This window comes from Capnocytophaga sp. oral taxon 903, from assembly GCF_013394785.1.
Taxonomy (GTDB): Bacteria; Bacteroidota; Bacteroidia; order Flavobacteriales; family Flavobacteriaceae; genus Capnocytophaga; species Capnocytophaga ochracea.
Genome location: NZ_JABXYW010000002.1, coordinates 421,048 through 441,500, shown reverse-complemented (window position 1 = coordinate 441,500; position 20,453 = coordinate 421,048). Strand labels below are relative to the sequence as shown.

Sequence of the window (20,453 nt, the reverse complement as noted above, 5' to 3'; positions counted from 1 at the left end):
TAGGTGTCAGATTAGTCAGAAAAGTCCACCTTCCCGTCTGACTCGTCTAACCAAATGGCTAATCTTCTACCACTATTTTCGCCAATTCTTCCTTTGCATTCAGCCTATTAGTTACTTCCTTATCACTGATGATATGTCCGTCTTTGAGTACAACCGTACGCTTGCTGAAAAGGGCTATATCGTTCTCGTGGGTTACAAAGCCTATGGTACTACCTTGGTCATTAAGGCGTTGGAAAAGCTCCATTACCTCATAAGAGGTTTTAGTGTCAAGGTTACCTGTAGCCTCATCAGCAAGGAGTATCACCGGGTGGTTCACTAAGGAACGAGCAATGGCTACCCGTTGCTGTTGTCCACCCGAGAGTTCACTGGGCAAGTGGTTCAATCGGCTTTCCAAACCTACGCTGATGAGAGCTTCAATAGCGCGCTCGCGACGTTCTTTAGCCGAGATTTTAGAGTTGTACATCAAAGGGAGCTCTACATTCTCGATAGCTGAGGTACGCGCCAAAAGATTGTACGACTGAAAGATAAAGCCTATCTTGGTGTTGCGTACTGTTGCGAGTTCGTTCTTGCTCATATCTTTCACCGAGATGCCGTCCAAAATGTAATCGCCTGACGACGGACGGTCTAAACAACCTAATATGTTCAATAAGGTTGATTTACCCGACCCACTGGGTCCCATAATGGTTACGAACTCACCCTCGTGAATGGTGAGGTTAATGCCTTTGAGGGCGTGAACTGTCTCGTTGCCCATCTTAAACTCGCGTTTCATATCGCGTATGTCGATGATTGCTTTTTTCATTTATTTGGCTTTTGAGTTATCACGACGAGGACGTTTAGGCATAAACGGGCTACTGCTGTCGCCACTATCTTTCTTTTCCGCATTGGCTTGCGGGTTCATATTTGCTAAGGACGTAACCACTTCTGTACCTACCGTTACCCCACTGAGCACCTGCACATTGATACCGTCGTTGCTACCAATGCTGATGGTTTGTTGGGCGATACTGCCGTCGAAGTTAAGCACCCATACGTATTTATTTTTACCCTTGCCGTGCTGTACTTTAGGAACTTCAGCTGTAATGCCTTTCTGAGCGTAGTACTGCATCAGTAGGTCGATGTCTGGGGTGAAGTTCATCGCTTTCGCAGGCACTATGGTTACGCCTTTTAGCTCATTGGTATAGATAGCGATGGTAGCGGTAAGCCCAGGTTTGAGCTTCTCGTCGGGGTTTTCAGCCTCTACTATCACCGTATAGGTCACCACGTTCGAAGTCGTAGTAGGTGATAGACGCACTTGGGTTACCTTCCCCGAAAACTCTTCTTGGGGGTAAGCATCTACGGTAAAGCTCACACGTTGCCCTACTTTCACTTGTCCTATATCGGCTTCGTCTACATCGGCTTCCACCTGCATACGCTTGATGTCTTTGGCTATCTTAAAAAGTGTAGGCGCACTCATCGAGGCGGCTACCGTTTGCCCTTCTTCTACCTCTTTGCTGAGGATAATCCCATCGATAGGCGAATAGATATTGGCATATCCTAAGTTGGTTTTTGCTTGATTGAGGGTCGTAAGACGTTGTGCTACATTTGTTTTTGCGTTGTTGAACTGATACAATGCCTGCTCGTAGTCCGATTTGCTAATCACTTGGGCATTGTACATTTTCTGTTGTCGTTCGTAATTCTGACGATAGTAATTCAGTTCGTTGAGTGCCGATTGGTAATTGGCAGTAGCATTTACAACCATTTCTTGTAGGTTTGTCTTGTCGAGTTCCGCCAGTAGCTGTCCTTTCTTCACTTGGCTGTTGTAATCTACGTAAATCTTGCTTACCAATCCCGATACTTGGGTACCTACTTCCACCTCGTCCACTGGCTGTACGCTACCAGTAGCAGTTACTTCGGTAGTAACATCACCTTGGGTAACCTTATCAGTTTGCAGGACGATAAAAGAAGGTTTTTCCTTCATAAAGAAGTAATACACCCCAAAAGCCACTACGGCTAATAGTACGATAATGATGATTTTCTTAATGTGTTTTTTCATTGTATTTAGTCGTTAGTCATTAGATAATATTCTATAAATTATTTTTTCAGAAAGATTAGCATCGCTACATTCCCCCTCCTTGGGAGGGAGTTAGGGGGAGGACTCCCTCATAAAACTTCAGCAACTGTACATACAGCGCCTGCATATACTTATTTTGCAAATAGGTTTGCTCCGCGTTGAGGTAAGCGTTTTCGCTTACGAGAAGCTCGGTATTGGTAAGTCCACCGAATTCGTGCTTTTTTACTGCCAAATCATATGCTAATTTAGCATTGTCACGAGCCGTGCGCGAAGCTGCTTGTTGTGCTTGGTAAGTGGTAGCATTCTGCCAAGCGGTTTCTATTTTGGTATAGAGGTCTTTTTCCGCTTGTTGTTCGTCGAGCACCGCTTGCTGTTGGGTAACCTTAGCCAGTTTTACATTGTTCTTATTTCTGAACTGCGAAAAGATAGGAATATTGAGCGATGCTCCTATGGTCTGACCGAAATTGCTATCCAACTGGGTGCGATAGCTCAAATCGTTGAGGTTTGAATATCCTGTATTTACCCCTGCTTGTAGCGATAGAGTAGGGGCATAGCCCGCTCTGGCTATCTTAATATCTTTTTCAGCTATCTTTTGTTGTGATTGATAGATTTTTAGATTTGGGAGCTTTTGTTTGGCTTCCGCAAAAACCACATCTTTATTAGGGATAATCGCCGTTTCATCATCTGCGGGAAGGTCGAGCGCAATAGCGAAATCACTATTAAGAGGAAGCTCCAACAGTTGTTTGAGGGTCAGTACCCTACTTTCGTATTCATTTTCTGCTTTGATAATAGCATACTCGTTGTTGGCGTGACGCGTTTCTATCTCAGCTAAACTCAGTTTAGCAATAGACCCATTGGCAAACTTGCCCTGTGCTTGTTTTAATTCCTCACCCGAAGAGCGCGCCGTATTCTTAGCTACCTCTATGCCTTCATAGCTGTAAAGGGCTTGCAGATAAGCTTCAAGTACACTCAAAGTGATATTGTTTTTCGCCTCTTGCACGTACAGTTCGTTCTGTTCGAGCAATAATTTACTGCGGTCTACTTGTAGGTTCAGTTTATTGCCCTGATAGAGTGGCATAGATGCCGATACCCCAAAATTGTTGGAGAACGTACGTCGCGACACCCGCTCGTTAGAAATCTGATTGATTGCCGAACCGTAATTCTGGTTTGCCGAAGCCGAGCCACTTACCGTAGGCAAGCGGTTGCTCTTCGCCTGACTGTAATTGATTTCAGCCGTCTGCTGGTTCAGTTCCGTCTTCTTTACAGAAATATTGTTCTGTACCGCATAGTTGATACAGTCTGCCAGCGACCATTGTTTCACTTGAGCCCCTGCTAACAAAGGACAGAGATACAAAAAAGATATGTACAAAGTTCTTTTCATCGTTTTTAGTTTTTAAGCAACTTTTTGTCATTTAGTTGCGACAAAGGTAGTACAATACAGTTGAAGTCCGCAAAAATAATCGACGAAAAGCCTTATTTTATCGACGAAAAGCAATATTTAGCAGTTAATTTTTAGTTATAAGGTGTTAATTTTAGTCGTCAGAAACGTCCAATCGCTCTGCCTTATCCACCTTGTCCGCTCACTCTATCCAGTCTACCCTGTCTACCCCGTTCTCCTTCTCCGACTTGCCTACCTCGTCCAACAACTGCCCGTACATCTCCTTCCTTCAATAACTCTCACAAGTTATCTTCCTTTTATCTTTATATATTGCTCATTCAAAAATCTGTTATTCGTCATTTATCACTCGTCATTTGTCCCCTGTCATTCCTCATTTCTTCCCTTTTTCGTCGCTATATTCCCCCTTTGAAGGTAGCCAGCGACAGCTGGGTATGTGCCCCGCGAGAATGGAGCTTCTGAATATAAAGAAGTTTTCATCATTTTTCCGTCGCTACATTCCCCCTTTGAAGGGGGCTAGGGGGGATGTTATCCCCTAGTGCCTATGGCCTAAGGCCTAGTGCCTTTTCCCTTTCTTTCGCCTCGAAACCCCGTTTTTACCATTTTTAGTGCTGTTGTATGATATTATGAATCAACTATTTATATACCCTTTCTATACCAATCGTCCAAGATTCGTATAAGCTTCCTATAAGCTCTCTATAAGCTACCCCCACCCTCCTAATAGCCTTTTCTCACTAAAATCTCTCTTAGTCTCCTTATGAAATTTTCCGTTTCCTTTCGATAGCTCAGATATGTCACTTTTAGGGGTATACACTTTGCCAAAGGTTTTGCCTGTGCGGCTCGCACCTTTGGCAAAGTTAATCCTCTCCGCTAACACTTTTCTTGTAGCTCGCGCTCCATTCTCTCATTTCCTAATTTTCTAATTCTCCCATTCTCTCATTTCCTAATTTTCTAATTTTCTAATTCTCCCATTTTCTCATTTCCAAATTTCCAAATTTGTCTATTTGCTAATTATTCTATACTTTTGTCCGATAAATAAACGCAGATGTTAAACAGAATTTACCAATATATCACCACTCATAAACTCGCTACCTTCTCATTCTTCACCGCTTGGGCACTCATTGCTATTTATGGCTTGAGTCAGTTGCGGTTTGAAGAGGATATTACCAAAGTACTCCCTCAAAACGATAAGACGAACATCACTTCCAAGGTGCTCAAACAACTCAATTTCGCTGATAAAATTTCGGTAATGGTAACAGCCGAAAAAGGCGAAACGCTCACCGATATGCAGGCAGTAGCCGAAACTTTGCGCGATACGCTCAATGCTTCTATGACGAAGTATGTCAAAAATATTCAGGGGATTATAAACGAAGAAGAAATCGATGAGACTTGGCAGTTTGTAAACGACCACCTACCTCTTTTTCTAAACGATGAAGATTACGCTTATTTAGAACGCCGTTTATCTTCCGATAGTCTCAAATCAATGGTGGAGAGTCAGTACAAAACGATGCTCACTCCTGCGGGTATGGTGGCACAACAGTTTATCCGTAAAGACCCTTTTGGTCTCACTTTTCGCGGTTTGCGCAAACTTCAAGAGCTCAATACAGGCAATGATTTTAAGATTGCCAATGGTTTCCTCACTACTAACGACGAGCAACATATCCTCTTCTTTATCAACCCTAAGTACGATGGCAACGATAGCGAACACAATGCCGCTTTCGTCGCAGGGTTAGACGAGTTGCAAGACCATCTCAACGCCCAGTATAAAGGAAAAGCGCGTGTAGATTTCTTTGGGGCTCCCTTTATCTCGGTGAGCAACGCTTCTCAAATCAAAACTGATATTCTCACCACGGTACTCATTTCATTATCATTGCTTTATTTGCTGTTAGTCTTCTTCTACCGCAGTGTCTATATCCCATTTATTGCCTTTATCCCTTCAGCTTTTGGGGTGCTTTCTGCTTTGGCAACACTCTATATGCTCAAAGGTAGTATTTCGGCAATTTCTATCAGTTTAGGAGCGGTACTCTTAGGAGTTACTATCGACTATTCACTACATATCCTCACTCATTACAAGGTAGCTAAAAACACCGCCGAGTTGTACCGTGCTGTAACCGTGCCTATATTACTCAGCAGTATCACTACCGCCATTTCATTCCTCTGCTTGCTCTTTGTACATTCTGAGGTGATGCAAGATTTAGGAATATTTGCTTTTGTGGGCATAATGGTATCAGCCATATTATCGTTGGTGCTCGTGCCTCATTTCTACCGAGGCAATCGCACTATCGAGGTGCGCAAAACTTTTTTAGACCGCATAGGGGCTTATCCATTTCATCACAACAAGTGGGTAGTAGGGGCTTGCTTACTGCTGATAGTGGTGAGTTGTTTTACTTTTCATAATGTCCGTTTCAATGGCGATATTGCCAATATCAACTATATCAACGAACGTTATAAGGCAGCCGAACATCAATTAGAGAACATCACCGATAGTGAATACAAATCACTTTACGCTGCTGCTTATGGCAACTCTTTAGAGGAAGCCTTAGAGCGCAATTATACACTATATCAGCAGTTGCAAAGTTATAAAGCACACGATAGTATCAAGCAATTCAGTTCTATCGGGGGGATTGTATTGCCTAAAAAAGAACAAGAAGCGCGTTTACAACGATGGAAAGATTTTTGGAATGCCGAAAGACAGCAATTTCTAAAACAACAACTGATAGGAAAAGGGAATGAGGTTGGTTTTAAAGAAGAAACTTACGCACCTTTCTACCAAAGTATAGCAGGTGATTTTGAAGTTATAAAAAACCTTGATGCTTATAAAGCCCTTTCAGCTATTCCGTTAGAAGATTTTATTACTGAAAAAGGGGGCTTTTATACTATTGCCAATCTCGTAAAACTCACTCCCTCCGAGCGTGACCCTTTTATTCATTCAGTAGAAAAACACACGCCTACCGTTGTTATCGACCGCAAGAACCTAAGTGAAACGTTCTTAGGCAAACTCAAAGACGATATATTGCTGTTAGTAAACTATTCGTCTATCGCTATTTTCCTCATACTGCTCTTGTTTTTTAGGCGTGTAGAGTTGGTGTTACTCACTCTTATTCCTATTGGAGTTACAGGGGTAGTTACATCTGCTTTAATGAACTTTTTTGGCATAGAGTTCAATGTGTTTAGTATGATTGTCTGCACTTTGGTATTAGGACATTCGGTAGATTTTAGTATTTTTATGACTTGTGCGCTGCAAAAAGACTATACCGATGGTAAAAATGAACTTCCTGTGTACAAAGTGTCAGTACTTTTAGCGTCTATTACTACCTTTTTAGCTATCGGAACGCTTATTTTTGCCAAACACCCCGCCTTAAAATCAATTGCATCGGTATCGGTGATAGGTATTTTCACTGCTTTGGCAATAACTTTTGTATTTTACCCTACTATATTTAAGTTTTTTATATTCCGTCGTCCTGATAGGGGGCGTTCTCCGGTGAGTTTGCGTCTTTTACTGCAATCCATACTGCTAACTACCTATTATGCACTATCGTCTATTATTCTCTCCAATATAGGTTGGCTACTTGCCAAACTTACTCCTAAACGCACTATGTGGCTCAGACGTTTAGCAGCTTCGCTCACTACTTCAGTGCTTTATGCCAATCCTTTTGTGCGCAAAAAGGTAGAGAATCCACACCATATACAGCTTACAACTCCTTCAGTTGTGATTGCCAATCATACCTCGTGGCTCGATACTTTGGCAATAGGCCTCTTCACACATCGCATCAGTTATATGGTAAACGATTGGGTGTATAACTCGGTAGTATTTGGACGTTATGTGCAGGCAATGGGCTTTTTTCCAGCCTCTGAAGGCATAGAAAAAGGAATGCCCTTATTCGAAAAGAATTTAAAGAACGGTATTTCAGTAATGATTTTCCCAGAAGGCAAACGTTCCGAAAGTAACCAAATACACCGTTTTCACAAAGGTGCTTTCCTGATAGCCGAACATTTCCAAACGCCTCTTGTGCCCGTGTATATTCACGGTTGTTCGGAAGTGCAACCCAAAGGTGATGTGATTATCTACGATGGTGCCATTACGGTAGTAGTAGGCGACCCCATAGCTCCTAACGATGAGCATTTTGGCAATATTCCACGCGAACGAGCTAAACAGATAGGCGCTTTCTACCGCCAGCAATTCCTCGCCTTGCGCAAGCGATTGGAAGGAGTGGATTACCTAGAAAAGAAACTGTTTTTGAATTATTTATACAAAAAAAATTATGTGGTGCGTGCTGTCAAAGAAGATTATAGGCAGCATCGCGAACACTATCACGAGCTTGTGCATTCACTGCCCGAAAAAGCGGGTATTTTGCATATTGCCGATGATTATGGTCAGTTAGATTTCTTGTTATTGCTCACTTATCCTGAGCGAGAAATCGTATCCGTCATTGCCGATGACGAGAAGCGCGCTATCGCAGAGCACAGCTACCTTACCAAAATCCGTAAAATACAATACCTAAAAGAGCGTCCAGAGGGAGATTTTGAAATAGTAGTTGAAGGGAAAGAAGTCGTAATAGGATAAGGAAGTAGCGCTTAATTAGACTGAAAGACAAGGCTTATTCGAACCTAAGACGAACCTAAGACGAAGGTAAAGCGAAGCTAAGACGAAAGAGGAGGCGTTGACGAAGTTAATTGCTAAATTTTAAGCGATATTCTTTTGATAAAATTATGGTTAGTAGTGTTTTTCAAGTGTGAAACCTTAAAATTATACTAAAATAAGGAAATAAAGTAAAATTCATACTATAAATATTTGCACTTGCTATAAAAAATGAAGACTTTTGCCGACAGAATAATTTAAAAATACGTACATAATGATGGAAGAAAAAGAAATATTAGACAATGAGGAGATATTCTCAAAAGTTTTAAGAGCAGGCAGACGCACCTATTTTTTTGATGTAAGAGCAACGCGTGCTAATGATTATTACTTGACTATTACTGAAAGTAAGAAGTTTACTCACGATGATGGCTCATTTCACTACAAAAAACACAAAATCTATCTGTATAAAGAGGATTTTGAAATGTTTAAAGATATTTTAAACGAAATGACTAACTATGTTTTTGATGAAAAAGGAGAGGAGGTAATTTCTGAACGTCATCAAAAAGACTTTAAAAAGAACTATTACAATGAACGATTGGAAGGCGTAAGCAATAGTAATGGCGTTTACAAAGACCTTGATTTTGAAGACCTATAGCTAAAATCTAATAAGGTAAAACTTCACTCATCTGTTTGTAATAGAGTGATGACGTAATAGGCTATTGAGTAAAACTCATCTTATGACGTGGGTGGTATTTCACCAAAGCTTCCCTCAAATATGACTTTTCTACGTGTACGTATATTTCTGTGGTAGTAATATTCTCGTGACCTAACATCATCTGTATGGCACGCAGATTCGCACCGTTCTCCAATAGGTGTGTCGCAAAAGAATGTCTGAAAGTATGTGGGCTAATGGTCTTCTGTAATCCTATGTTTTCAGCTACTTGTCTTACAATAGTAAATATCATTGCGCGAGTAAGTTGTTTCCCCCTTCTGTTTAGGAAAACGTAATCTTCGTGACCTTTTGCTATCTTTAATTGTTTGCGCTGGTTATTGATATAATTGTTAATTTGTTTCTGCGTATAGCTTTCAATAGGCACTAAGCGCTGTTTGCTACCCTTCCCCATTACTCTAATGAAATCTTCTTCGAAAAACAAGTCGGATAGGCGGAGAGAGACTAATTCCGACACTCGCAACCCACAGCCGTAAAGCGTTTCTATAATAGCTTTATTACGATGCCCCTCATCGGTGCTGAGGTCTATGGAGGCGAGCATAGCATCTATTTCTTTTAAGGAAAGTGTGTCGGGGAGTTTTACACCTATTTTAGGGCTGTCGATAAGGCTCATAGGGAAGTCTTCACGTCCTTTCTCAGAAATCATAAACTTAAAAAAACTCTTCAAAGCCGATATGAGTCGGGCTTGTGAACGTGCGTTAAGTTCTTTGGAGACTTCGTATACGAACTGGCGCAAGGTATCTACTTGAATAGTATCGGGGGGTTCAGTGATATTGTATTTTTCCAAATACCCTATGAGTTTCTCAATATCTAAGCCATAAGACACAACAGTATTTTGCGATAAACCACGTTGTAATCGCAAATAATTCTGATAATCGGTATTTACTTTACGCCACACGTTTTTAGGTAAAAGATAAGAGATAAAAGGTAAAACCAGCGATAGTTAGGGATGTGAGTAAAAGGTGTGTTATTTATCAATTGATAATTTTTCGCTGTCGTTATAATGCTTTTTATCGATGATAGTACCCTTGGAAAGCACTATAAGTCCAGGATTAGAACGTATCATTGTTTTGAGGGTAGTAGCATCGTTATAATAAAAGTTGAAATTGAGTTCGTATTTCTTTACTATATAAGGAGCTTTCTCCATTTGCGAGGTAAGACCTATCACGGTATATCCGTTTTTAAGAGCTTTATCGGTTACGGTTTTGATAGCCTTAAAAGCCTCTTGGTTAGCGAGGTCGAGGCGATAAGAAACTACCATCAAGAGCTTTTCTTCTGCCATAAATTGTGGCAAATAGTCTGTTTCTCTATCTTTATCTTGAATATAAAAATCGTGTATAGGAGGCAATTCGGTAGTAGAGGTAGAGCTTACATATTCACCATCTACTTTTGGGAAACTTGCATCTTTAGTTACAATCACTTTTTCTTTGCCGTTTACTTTGAAAGTCCAATAATAAGTAACGGCATTGGGCGGTAATTCCATACCTTTGGGGATATTTGTTCCTATCTTATATGGACGAAAATCTTTTATGGGTAAGTGATTGTAGACGTAATATACAAAGCCTATGCAGAAAAGCACAGAGAGTACTGTAATTAATAAAGGTAAATTACCTTTGGTAATGGGTTGTACATATTTTTGCCCCCAAAAGACGATGAGAGCTAAAACTAATAGTACCATATCTTTGGTAAACGATTGCCAAGGTGTAAATTTGATAGCATCACCAAAACAACCACAATCAGTTACTTTGTGAAAATAAGCCGAATAGAAGGTGAGGAAGCCGAAGAATACTAACATAGCCAGCAAAAGCCACAAAGTGAGCTTCTTTTTATAGCCTACCAATAAGGTTACCCCCAAAACTACTTCGAAAATACATACCAAAATGGCAAAAGTTAAAGTGTATGGTACAAAAAAAGGCATATTGAGCACATCGGGAGCAAAATAGTCTTCCAATTTAAATGAAAAGCCCATAGGGTCATTGAGTTTTATCATTCCACTGATGATAAAAGTAACGCCTAATAATATGCGACAAAGCTGGATAAGATATTTCATATAAGTTGTTATTTAGTTGTTATGTTGATTGTTTAAATGTATGAGAGCAAACACTGCATAGTTTATCATATCTTGATAATTAGCATCAATGCCTTCACTAACCAATGTTTTTCCTTTATTATCTTCAATTTGTTTTACACGCAAGAGCTTTTGCAGGATAAGGTCGGTAAGAGAGCTCACCCGCATTTCGCGCCACACCTCGCCATAATCGTGGTTTTTAGCTTCCATAAGGGAGCGCGCTTCGGTAACTTTAGCATCGTATAGCGCCGTTGCCTCTTCGAGACTAAGGTCGGGCTGGGTAGCTACTCCTTTGTCTATTTGAATAAGAGCCATCAGGGCATAGTTGATGATGCCTATAAACTCGGCTGTCTCGTCTTCATCAATTTTATGCTCGGTATTCTCTTGTAGCCCTCGAATGCGTTGTGCTTTGATGAGAATCTGATCAGTAAGAGAAGGGAGGCGCAAGATACGCCAGGCACAGCCATAGTCTTTCATCTTGTTGATAAAGAGCGTACGGCATTGTTCAATAACGGTGTTATATTGTTTAAGAGTGTTCATTTTAATTAGGTGACAGGTAATGAAAGTGCAAAGGTACGAAGTAATTAGCAAATGGACAAATTTGGAAATTAGCAAATTTGGAAATGAGGTGCGAGCCGCACTGGCAGTCGTAGCACGACGGGCAGGGAAAAAATTAGCAAATTAGGAAATGAGAAAATTAGTAAATGTGGAGGGTTGAGGAGTTCGAAAGATAACGGAGAAGAACGGAAGGGAGCTGAGAAGAATTTTGGTGAAAAAAGGCTATTAGGAGGGTGGGGTTAGCTTATAGAGAGCTTATAGGAAGCTTATACGAATCTTGGACGATTGGTATAGAAAGGGTGTATAAAAAGTTGATTCATAATGTCATACAACAGCACTAAAAATGTTAAAATTGGGGTTTCGAGGCGAAAGAAAGGGAAAAGGCACTAGGCCTTAGGCCATAGGCACTAGGGGGGAGTATGAAGGGAAAGGGGGAGTGTAGCGACAAAAGGGGGAATTAGGGACGAAAATATAGTCCTTTTAAGAGGGAATGTGGTGACGGAAAAGTGAAGAAAGACAGGGTGATGAATGAAGAGATAATGAGCGGTGGGTGAAGGTAGGGCAGTGAAAAATACTGTGAATTTTGGGATTTGATTTTAGTGATTGGGGATTTTTTGCGAAGGGTTGTACTGATTTTACCTAATAATTAGGCATTATTTATTGCTAATTACTTATAGTTTTGTACTTTTGCGCCCGAAATAACGAATATCATATGCTGAACGTTCACAACCTATCTGTTTCTTTTCAAGGCGAGTACCTCTTTGAGGACGTTGCTTTTATGCTGAATGCGGGCGACCGTGTGGGGCTTATTGGTAAGAACGGAGCGGGGAAATCGACGATGCTTAAATTGCTTTCACGCGAACTTAAACCCGATACCGGAGGCATTGCTACCGATAAAGATGTACGCATCGGATTTTTGAAACAGGATATTGATTTTGTGAAAGGACGTACCATTTTGGAAGAAGCCTATCAGGCATTCACTGAGATTAAGGCTTTGGAACGTCAGTTGGACGATATTCATCACCAGATAGAAACCCGCACTGATTACGAGAGCGAGGCGTACCACGATTTGCTCGATAAACTCAGCGACTATACGCATCGTTTCGACCTTATAGGGGGATACCAATACCAAGGAGAAACCGAGAAAGTGCTATTGGGGTTGGGCTTTGAGCGGAGTGATTTCGACAAGCTCACCGATAGCTTTTCGGGCGGGTGGCGTATGCGTATTGAATTGGCAAAACTGCTGTTGCAGAACAACGATATATTGCTATTGGACGAGCCTACGAACCACTTGGATATAGAGTCGATTATTTGGTTAGAACAGTTCCTCTCTACTTATAGCGGGGCGGTGGTAATTGTGTCGCACGACAGAATGTTTTTAGACAATGTGACCAATCGGACGATTGAGATTTCGGTAGGCAAAATATACGATTACCCGAAGCCTTACACTCAGTTTTTGGAACTGAGAAAAGAGATGCGCGAACTGCAACTCGCCTCACAAAAGAACCAAGAAAAGAAGATACAACACACTGAAAAGCTCATCGAAAAATTCCGCGCCAAAGCTACCAAAGCCTCAATGGCACAGTCGCTTATGAAGAAGTTGGACAAGATAGAGCGCATAGAGGTAGACGAGGAAGACAATGCGGTGATGAACGTGCGTTTCCCCGTATCGGTAACGCCAGGGAAGGTAGTGCTGGAAATAGACGATGTATCGAAAAGTTATGGTGAAAAAGAGGTGCTCAGCCACGTGAGTTTGCTTATAGAACGAGGCAGCAAAGTAGCTTTTGTGGGACAAAACGGACAGGGGAAAACGACCCTCGCCAAGATGATAGTGGGCGAAATACCCTATGAAGGAACTATCAGGCTGGGGCACAATGTACAGTTAGCTTACTTTGCTCAGAACCAAGCCGACTACTTAGATGGAGAACTCACCGTGCTTGATACGATGTTTAATGCAGCTAACGACAGCAATCGTACTAAAATACGCGACATACTTGGGGCTTTTCTCTTCCGTGGCGATGAGGTAGATAAGAAAGTGAAAGTGCTTTCGGGAGGGGAGCGCAACCGTTTGGCATTGGCAAAGATGCTCCTTTCGGACTTTAACGTAATGGTGATGGACGAGCCTACGAACCATTTGGATATCAAATCGAAGAATGTACTCAAACAAGCCTTACAGCAGTTTGAAGGGACGCTCATCATTGTGTCGCACGACCGCGATTTCTTGCAAGGGCTTACCGATAAGGTATACGAGTTTAAGAACAAACACCTGAAAGAATATCTTGGGGACATCGATTTCTTCCTTGAACAACGTGCTGCCGTTAATTTTAGAGAGATAGAACAGCAGAGCAAGAGCACTCCTGTGCAGGTAGAAAAAGAACCGCAGAAAGAAGAAAAACTCTCGTTTGAGGAACAGAAACAGCAGAAAGCCATTCAGAATAAGCTCAACAAGATAGAGAAGAACATTACCGCTCTTGAAGACGAGCTTAAAGTGATGAATGAGCAGATGGGACAAGGCGTACAGAACGATGCTTTTTACAAGGAATACGAACAGAAAAAACAGCAGTTGGAGGATTTAATGACCGAGTGGGAATTATTAATGAGTTAAGTTATGCAACCTAAAAAAATCTTACTCTTTATTGTGGGGGTGCTGGTAGCCCTCTTTACAATGACCCTTTTCAGCAGTTATCACACCACCGCCAAAGGAATGGTGCGGGAGGGTATAGTGTTTGGTGACGCGATGTTGCGCTATCCGACCCCTGATATATTGGGAATGCTCTTTAAAGGGGAAGAGGAAAATAATAAAGTAGACGAACTTATTAAAGATACTAAAACCATTGTAGACGAAAAAACCGAAAATTTAGCAAAAAAGGATACTATTGTTAAGGACACGGTACAAACTTCGGAAACTAATATAGAAGGGAAAATATATTACCCGGGGAATCATACGGATTATATCAGAAGACTTAAAGAGAAACTGTGTCAGCCTACCTGCCAAATAGTGCATTATGGTGATTCGCAAATAGAAGGAGACCGCATCACCGGCTATGTGCGCAACCGATTGCAATTGGCATATACTGGTGGAGGGCCAGGTTTTATCCCTATAAAAGTAGTGTATAGCCAGAACAGTGTGGATATTATTGCTTCGCCTAACTGGACGCGCTACGCTTTCTTCGACCGCAAACAGCGCAAAACGGTAGCGCACGATAAGTATGGTTTGTTCTCTACCTTCTCACGTTTCACTAATTATGTGAGCAATACTGCTGATACCACTGCCTTACCCGTAGCAAAAGCCAGCTTTACGATTAAGCCTTCGGATAAATCGTATGCACGTTTAAGAAACTACACGCGCTTTGGGTTGCATTATGGCAATGCGATGGCAAAAGTGAAGATACGTGTGTATCAGGACGGGAATATTCTAAGAATAGATACTCTTATCTCAGATGGTAAATACCATAATTATAAGCTCAATTTCGCATCTACTCCTAAGGAGCTAAAAGTGGAATTGGAAGGCAAGATAAGTCCGGATTTTTATGGGATTACTCTTGATGCGTCGTCAGGGGTACGAATGGATAACGTAGCGATGCGAGGGGAAGCAGGACGTATATTTACACGTATGAATTACGAGCATTTCAGACAGATGAGTGCTGACCGCAAACCCGATATATTTATTTTTCAGTACGGAGGAAATACAATCCCCTATATGAAAACAGACCAACAGCTTCAGGAGTATGTAAACGCGTTGATATTTAATATCAAATGGGTAAAGCGAGCCAACCCCAATGCAATGTTTATGCTTTTAGGTCCTGGAGATATGACAACTTCGCGTAATGGACAACTCATCACCTATCCTTTTGTGCCGAAAATGAACAAACTGATGAAGGAAGAAGCCTTGAAAAATGGGATTGCTTATTTTAGTATCTTTGAAGCAATGGGAGGAGAAAACTCGATGACAGCGTGGGTAAAAAAAGGAATGGCTGTTTCGGATTACGTACACTTTACGCCACAAGGGACTAAACTAATTTCGGAAGTGTTTTACCAATGCCTACTTAACGACCTTGCCACAGTGCAATAATAGCTATGATAGATTTCTTTAAAAACTTCTTTACCTTTGAGTCGGCTCACCCACTTACTTTTGTACGGATAGACTTTTGGATATTCTTTGCTTTAGTATATGCGGTGTTTGTGCTCATCTATAAGCGTAAGCACGTGCGCAACTTGTTTTTGTTGCTTGCCAGCTTTTACTTCTATTACAAGGCAAGTGGGCTTTTTGTATTGTTATTGGTATTTAGTACTGTTACTGACTTTTATTTGGGGCATTATATCTATAATCAACAAGAAGAGCGAAGACGCAAAATAGGGGTTACTATTAGCGTTTGTGTGAACTTATTGGTGCTTAGTTATTTTAAGTATGCTTATTTCTTTACTGATACTTACAATGCGCTGTTTCACACTCATCATCAAACCTTTAACTATTTAGCCTATTGGGCAAATGGGTTTGACTATAACGGATACTTTTCAGTTGATAAAATTATATTGCCCGTAGGTATTTCTTTCTACACTTTTCAGACCATTAGCTATACAGTGGATATTTACCGCAGAAAGGTTGCACCACTGAAATCGATATTAGACTTTGGTTTTTATGTGAGTTTCTTCCCTCAGTTAGTAGCAGGTCCTATTGTACGTGCAGAAGAGTTTGTACCTCAAATTCTCAAAAAAACAGAGATTAGCAAAGAAGAGTTTAATAAGGCAATATTCCTTATTCTTAAAGGACTTATCAAGAAGATGATATTTGCTGATTTTATCGCGTTGCACTTTTTGGATAAGGTATTTGATGCTCCTGAAATGCACTCGGGCTTTTCTAACTTATTAGCTCTGATAGGTTACTCGCTCCAAATATACGGTGATTTTTCTGGCTATACCGATATAGCCATAGGGGTAGCGCTATTGATGGGCTTCCATTTGCCTGTAAACTTCAATTCACCTTATAAGGCTTTGAACTGTGGAGACTTTTGGAAACGCTGGCACATCTCGCTTTCTACTTGGTTGAAGGACTATTTGTACATTCCGTTAGGAGGTAACCGCAATAGCACCTTAGGAACTTTTGTGTTTTCCTTGCTTTTTGTAGTGATATTGGTAGTAGCGATTGGTAACCTCGCCTTTACTTTTATCACAGGGGGATTGCTTATAGCAGGTGCGGTAGTAGCTTTTTATTACAAACCTTTTGAGCGTTACTTGACTACCAATATCAACATTATGCTCACGATGCTCATTGGAGGATTGTGGCACGGAGCTTCGTGGAAGTTTGTTATATGGGGTGGATTGAACGGTTTGGGTGTAGTAGCTTATAAGTATTGGCGCAAGGTGAGTCCGTACGAGCAAAGTAAGCTATGGATTACTCGCGCTTGGAAGATAGCCTTTACTTTTGCTTTTATTACCTTTACACGCATATTCTTCCGAGGTAATGATATGGAGAGCATAAACTTATGGTTCGCACAAGTGGCGAACAATATGAGTTGGGATACTGCTACCGAAGTGATTAGACATAACAATATTCCATTAGGCGTTATCTTGATTGGTTATATTACCCATTGGCTACCACAGCATTGGAAAGACTATGTGGAACACGTGTTTGCCGAGAGCCATTACGCTGTGAAAATAGCGATAGCCTTAGTAGTAGTGCTTATTTGCTATCAGGCTTATTCTACCGATATTCAGCCGTTTATTTACTTCCAATTTTAGTTAGGTAAAAGGTAGGGGTAAAAGATAAAAGGGGGAGAAAACCTATTGGGAATTAGTGGCTATGAACACAATACAAGCAATAATGATTATGAGCACCAATGAAGTTACTACTGAAATAATAAGCCCTGCGACGGCTAATGTTTTAGGCTTCTTGCTCATTCCGATAATAGATAATATCAATCCGGTGAGCCATATGATAAGGTTCACAATAGGGAGCAATACGAGGAATATTGCCACTACAGACGTTATGAACCCCACCAGACCTATGGGATTGTTATTTAGGTTGTTATCGTTATATTGCCTATTGTGAATAAACGACCAGTCGTTTGGGGTATCTTGCTTGAATTCTTCCATTTTTATTAAACAATAAATAATCAATTTTAATGCCACAAATATACAACAAAGAATTTATACTGCAAGTTAAAAAAACTTTTTTATAGGTAAAAGACACAAGCCACACGAGTAGATGTAATTAGCAGATTTGAGGATTAGCAAAAGGGAAGTGAATCTTGAAAAGTTTTTATAGGAAAGAGAAGAGTTTAATAATTAAGAGCTGTTTGAAAGATGAGCGAATCTGAGGCGAAAGTAAGACGATGGAAACCTATTAAAAGTTAGAGGGAATGTTATAACGGAACAGTGTAAGAAGTGAAAACAATTAGAGATTTAGCCAAACTCCTTTGTTATTTATTGAAAAGTTATTACTTTTGCCGTCAGAATTAGATAAGAAATAAGACGCGTTATGTATTCTATCAAACAATTATTACAAGACGGAAAAAACATACAAGGAGAAATCACCCTTAAAGGTTGGGTGCGCACCTTCCGCAGCAACCGCTTTATTGCCCTGAACGATGGTTCTACAATCGACAATTTACAAGTAGTAGTAGATTTTGAAAATACCGACCCTGAATTGCTTAAACGCATTACCACGGGAGCAGCTATTGAAGTAAAAGGACGACTTGTGGAGAGTCAAGGTAAAGGGCAAAACGTAGAGTTACAAGCAAGTAACATCAGTATATTAGGTGATAGCAACCCTGAAGAATACCCTATCCAACCTAAAAAACACTCACTTGAATTCTTGAGAGAAAACGCTCACTTGCGTGTGCGCTCTAGTACTTTTAGTGCAGTGATGCGCGTGCGTTCTACTTTAGCTTTTGCTATTCACAAATACTTTCAAGACAATGGCTTTTTCTACGTGAATACACCTATTATCACGGGTAGTGATGCCGAAGGGGCTGGAGAGATGTTTCGCGTAACGACCTTAGATGCCAAAAATCCACCACTTGATGAAAACGGCGAAGTAGATTACAAGAAAGACTTCTTCGGTAGGGAGACAAACCTTACCGTATCAGGTCAGTTAGAAGGTGAGACTTTTGCGATGGCACTTGGTAAGATTTACACCTTTGGACCTACCTTCCGTGCTGAAAACTCCAATACTTCACGTCACTTAGCTGAGTTCTGGATGATAGAGCCCGAAATGGCGTTCTATGACCTTATCGACAATATGAATTTGGCGGAAGATTTTATTAAATACGTATTGCAATACACCTTGGAAGTACGTCGTGATGACCTTGAGTTCTTGAACAAAAGATTTTTAGAAGAAGAGAAGACTAAACCACAGAACGAGCGTAGCACAATGTCACTCATCGAAAAACTTGAATTTGTAATTCACAATCAGTTTAAGAGGGTGAGTTACACCGAGGCAATAGATATTTTAAAGAATAGCAATCACAATAAAAAGAAGAAATTTCAATACCCCGTAAACGAATGGGGTGTAGATTTACAAAGCGAACACGAGCGCTATTTGGTGGAAAAACACTTTGAGTGCCCTGTAATTCTATACGACTATCCAGCAAATATCAAAGCGTTTTATATGCGCTTAAATGAAGACGGTAAAACGGTGCGCGCGATGGATATTCTCTTCCCAGGAATAGGTGAAATTGTAGGAGGCTCGCAACGTGAAGAACGTTACGATGTGCTCAAACAAAAAATCGCCGACCTTCATATGGACGAGGCAACTCTTTGGTGGTACTTAGACCTTCGTAAGTTTGGTACAGCAGTACACAGTGGCTTTGGTTTAGGTTTTGAGCGCTTGGTACTCTTTGCTACTGGAATGACCAATATCCGTGATGTGATACCTTACCCACGCACACCACAGAGTGCAGAGTTTTAATGTAAGTTACATCAGGAAATATAAAAACCGAGTTACGAAAGTAACTCGGTTTTCTTGTGTAATTTTAAAAAATAAAACAATGACTAAGTTGCCATTTGGTATTTGTTTACTTTTTCTTTAGCCTTGATAAGGTCGAGATTCAAGCTGTTAATCTTTTGCTCTTTGTTGAGGATTCTTCCTTTGAACTTAGCATCGTCTTGAGGAGACAGAGCTCCTTTGGCTTTCTTTAAATTATACTTGTTTTGTTCCTTAGCTAAATCAGTTTTAGCTTTGGTAATTTTAGCCTCTATTTTAGAAACCTCAGAGTTAGCTTTGGACAAGCGTTCTTGGTTCTTTTTAGCACGAGCAGCAGCTTTTTGTTGTTCTTTAGCGGCTTTTTCTTGCTCCTTAGCAGCTTTTTGTTCAGCTTTCACAGCCTTTTCCTGCTCTTTTTGTAATTTTTGTTGAGCCTTTAACTGCTCTTTTTGAGCTTTAAGTTCTGCTTGAGACTGAGCTTGAGTAGCTTCAACAGGAGCGGGAGCAACTACCGGAGTAGTGGTATCGGTCATAGTTCCCATTTCGTCTACTTGAGCGAATGACACTTGAGCTACGAATAGCCCAGCGAACAAAGTGAGTGTGTGTAATTTCATATCTGTCAAATTATTTAGTTTTCTTATAGGGTGCAAAGATAAGGAAAATATGCTTACCATTTGCATTTTTACAAAAGTTTAACACCAAAAAAGTCGCCTGCAAAGGAAAGAAGCGCAGGCGACTAAGGAGTAAATTAAAATATAAATAGTTATGGATTATTGAACATTTCCTCTGATACGTAAGCCTTTTACAGGGCTTGATTTGGCATTGGAGGTAACAGTAATAGTCTTGCTGATAGGTCCAACACGATTAGTATCGTATTTTACTTCAATTTTTCCTTTAGCTCCTGGTGCTACGGGTTGGTTTGTCCAAGAAGGAACGGTACAACCGCAAGAAGAAGCTACGTTAGTAATCACGAGGGGTGCTTTACCAGTGTTAGTAAACTCGAACACACGCACACCGTCTGCACCTTGTTTGATGTTACCGTAATCAATTTCTTCAGATTTAAAAGAAATCTCAGCGTCTTGGGCATAAGCCATTACACCAAAAAATGCTAAAAATACAAATGTTAAAAACTTTTTCATAGTATAAAAAAT

At 40.7% G+C, this 20,453-nt stretch carries 15 protein-coding genes; 6 read left to right on the top strand and 9 right to left on the bottom strand.

Annotation, left to right across the window (positions count from 1 at the left end; all coding sequences use genetic code 11):
* Nucleotides 1-58: 58 nt before the first annotated feature.
* From HW279_RS01800 to HW279_RS01790, 3 genes are all read right to left on the bottom strand, one after another.
* Nucleotides 59-799, bottom strand: coding sequence for an ABC transporter ATP-binding protein (locus HW279_RS01800; protein ID WP_178957736.1), 741 nt, complete (start codon nt 797-799; stop codon nt 59-61).
* Entirely contained in the window at nt 800-2,029 is a 1,230-nt protein-coding gene (locus HW279_RS01795; RefSeq protein WP_178957735.1) for an efflux RND transporter periplasmic adaptor subunit, read from the bottom strand.
* 64 nt (nt 2,030-2,093) lie between these two features.
* A complete protein-coding gene (locus HW279_RS01790; protein ID WP_178957734.1) occupies nt 2,094-3,428 on the bottom strand; it encodes a TolC family protein in 1,335 nt (444 codons plus the stop codon).
* Nucleotides 3,429-4,488: 1,060 nt separating this feature from the next.
* On the opposite strand from HW279_RS01790, the gene HW279_RS01785 reads away from it, so the two are divergent.
* Together HW279_RS01785 and HW279_RS01780 are read left to right on the top strand one after the other, a co-directional pair.
* A complete protein-coding gene (locus HW279_RS01785) occupies nt 4,489-8,007 on the top strand; it encodes an efflux RND transporter permease subunit (RefSeq protein ID WP_178957733.1) in 3,519 nt (1,172 codons plus the stop codon).
* Nucleotides 8,008-8,299: 292 nt separating this feature from the next.
* Nucleotides 8,300-8,677 carry a PUR family DNA/RNA-binding protein gene (locus HW279_RS01780; RefSeq protein ID WP_009410371.1) on the top strand — a complete coding sequence of 126 codons (378 nt, stop codon included), beginning with the start codon at nt 8,300-8,302 and terminating at the stop codon, nt 8,675-8,677.
* 61 nt (nt 8,678-8,738) lie between these two features.
* Here HW279_RS01780 and xerD read toward each other — a convergent pair whose 3' ends face one another.
* The 3 genes from xerD to HW279_RS01765 all read right to left on the bottom strand — a co-directional run bounded on the left by xerD (nt 8,739) and on the right by HW279_RS01765 (nt 11,360).
* A complete protein-coding gene (gene xerD / locus HW279_RS01775) occupies nt 8,739-9,650 on the bottom strand; it encodes a site-specific tyrosine recombinase XerD (protein ID WP_002673589.1) in 912 nt (303 codons plus the stop codon).
* A 69-nt stretch (nt 9,651-9,719) separates the two neighbouring features.
* Nucleotides 9,720-10,802, bottom strand: coding sequence for a BT_3928 family protein (locus tag HW279_RS01770; protein ID WP_178957732.1), 1,083 nt, complete (start codon nt 10,800-10,802; stop codon nt 9,720-9,722).
* 12 nt (nt 10,803-10,814) lie between these two features.
* Entirely contained in the window at nt 10,815-11,360 is a 546-nt protein-coding gene (locus tag HW279_RS01765; protein WP_178957731.1) for a DUF1599 domain-containing protein, read from the bottom strand.
* Nucleotides 11,361-12,090: 730 nt separating this feature from the next.
* Between HW279_RS01765 and HW279_RS01760 the strand changes: the two genes are divergently transcribed.
* From HW279_RS01760 to HW279_RS01750, 3 genes are read left to right on the top strand one after another with little or no spacing between them, the layout of a single operon-like run.
* A complete protein-coding gene (locus tag HW279_RS01760; protein WP_178957730.1) occupies nt 12,091-13,983 on the top strand; it encodes an ABC-F family ATP-binding cassette domain-containing protein in 1,893 nt (630 codons plus the stop codon).
* A 3-nt stretch (nt 13,984-13,986) separates the two neighbouring features.
* Entirely contained in the window at nt 13,987-15,450 is a 1,464-nt protein-coding gene (locus HW279_RS01755; RefSeq protein WP_009422526.1) for a lipase, read from the top strand.
* A gap of 5 nt (nt 15,451-15,455) precedes the next feature.
* On the top strand, nt 15,456-17,117 hold the full coding sequence (locus HW279_RS01750) for an MBOAT family O-acyltransferase (protein WP_009417436.1): 1,662 nt from the start codon (nt 15,456-15,458) through the stop codon (nt 17,115-17,117).
* Between the two features lie 42 nt (nt 17,118-17,159).
* Here the strand turns inward: HW279_RS01750 and HW279_RS01745 are convergent, their stop codons facing one another.
* Nucleotides 17,160-17,471, bottom strand: coding sequence for a hypothetical protein (locus tag HW279_RS01745; protein WP_178957729.1), 312 nt, complete (start codon nt 17,469-17,471; stop codon nt 17,160-17,162).
* Between the two features lie 385 nt (nt 17,472-17,856).
* Between HW279_RS01745 and asnS the strand changes: the two genes are divergently transcribed.
* Nucleotides 17,857-19,287: an asparagine--tRNA ligase gene (gene asnS / locus HW279_RS01740; protein ID WP_178957728.1), complete on the top strand. Its 1,431-nt coding sequence runs from the start codon at nt 17,857-17,859 to the stop codon at nt 19,285-19,287.
* A gap of 83 nt (nt 19,288-19,370) precedes the next feature.
* Here asnS and HW279_RS01735 read toward each other — a convergent pair whose 3' ends face one another.
* Together HW279_RS01735 and HW279_RS01730 are read right to left on the bottom strand one after the other, a co-directional pair.
* On the bottom strand, nt 19,371-19,982 hold the full coding sequence (locus tag HW279_RS01735; RefSeq protein WP_178957727.1) for a hypothetical protein: 612 nt from the start codon (nt 19,980-19,982) through the stop codon (nt 19,371-19,373).
* A 90-nt stretch (nt 19,983-20,072) separates the two neighbouring features.
* Nucleotides 20,073-20,441, bottom strand: coding sequence for a DUF1573 domain-containing protein (locus HW279_RS01730; RefSeq protein ID WP_002673576.1), 369 nt, complete (start codon nt 20,439-20,441; stop codon nt 20,073-20,075).
* Nucleotides 20,442-20,453 lie beyond the last annotated feature (12 nt).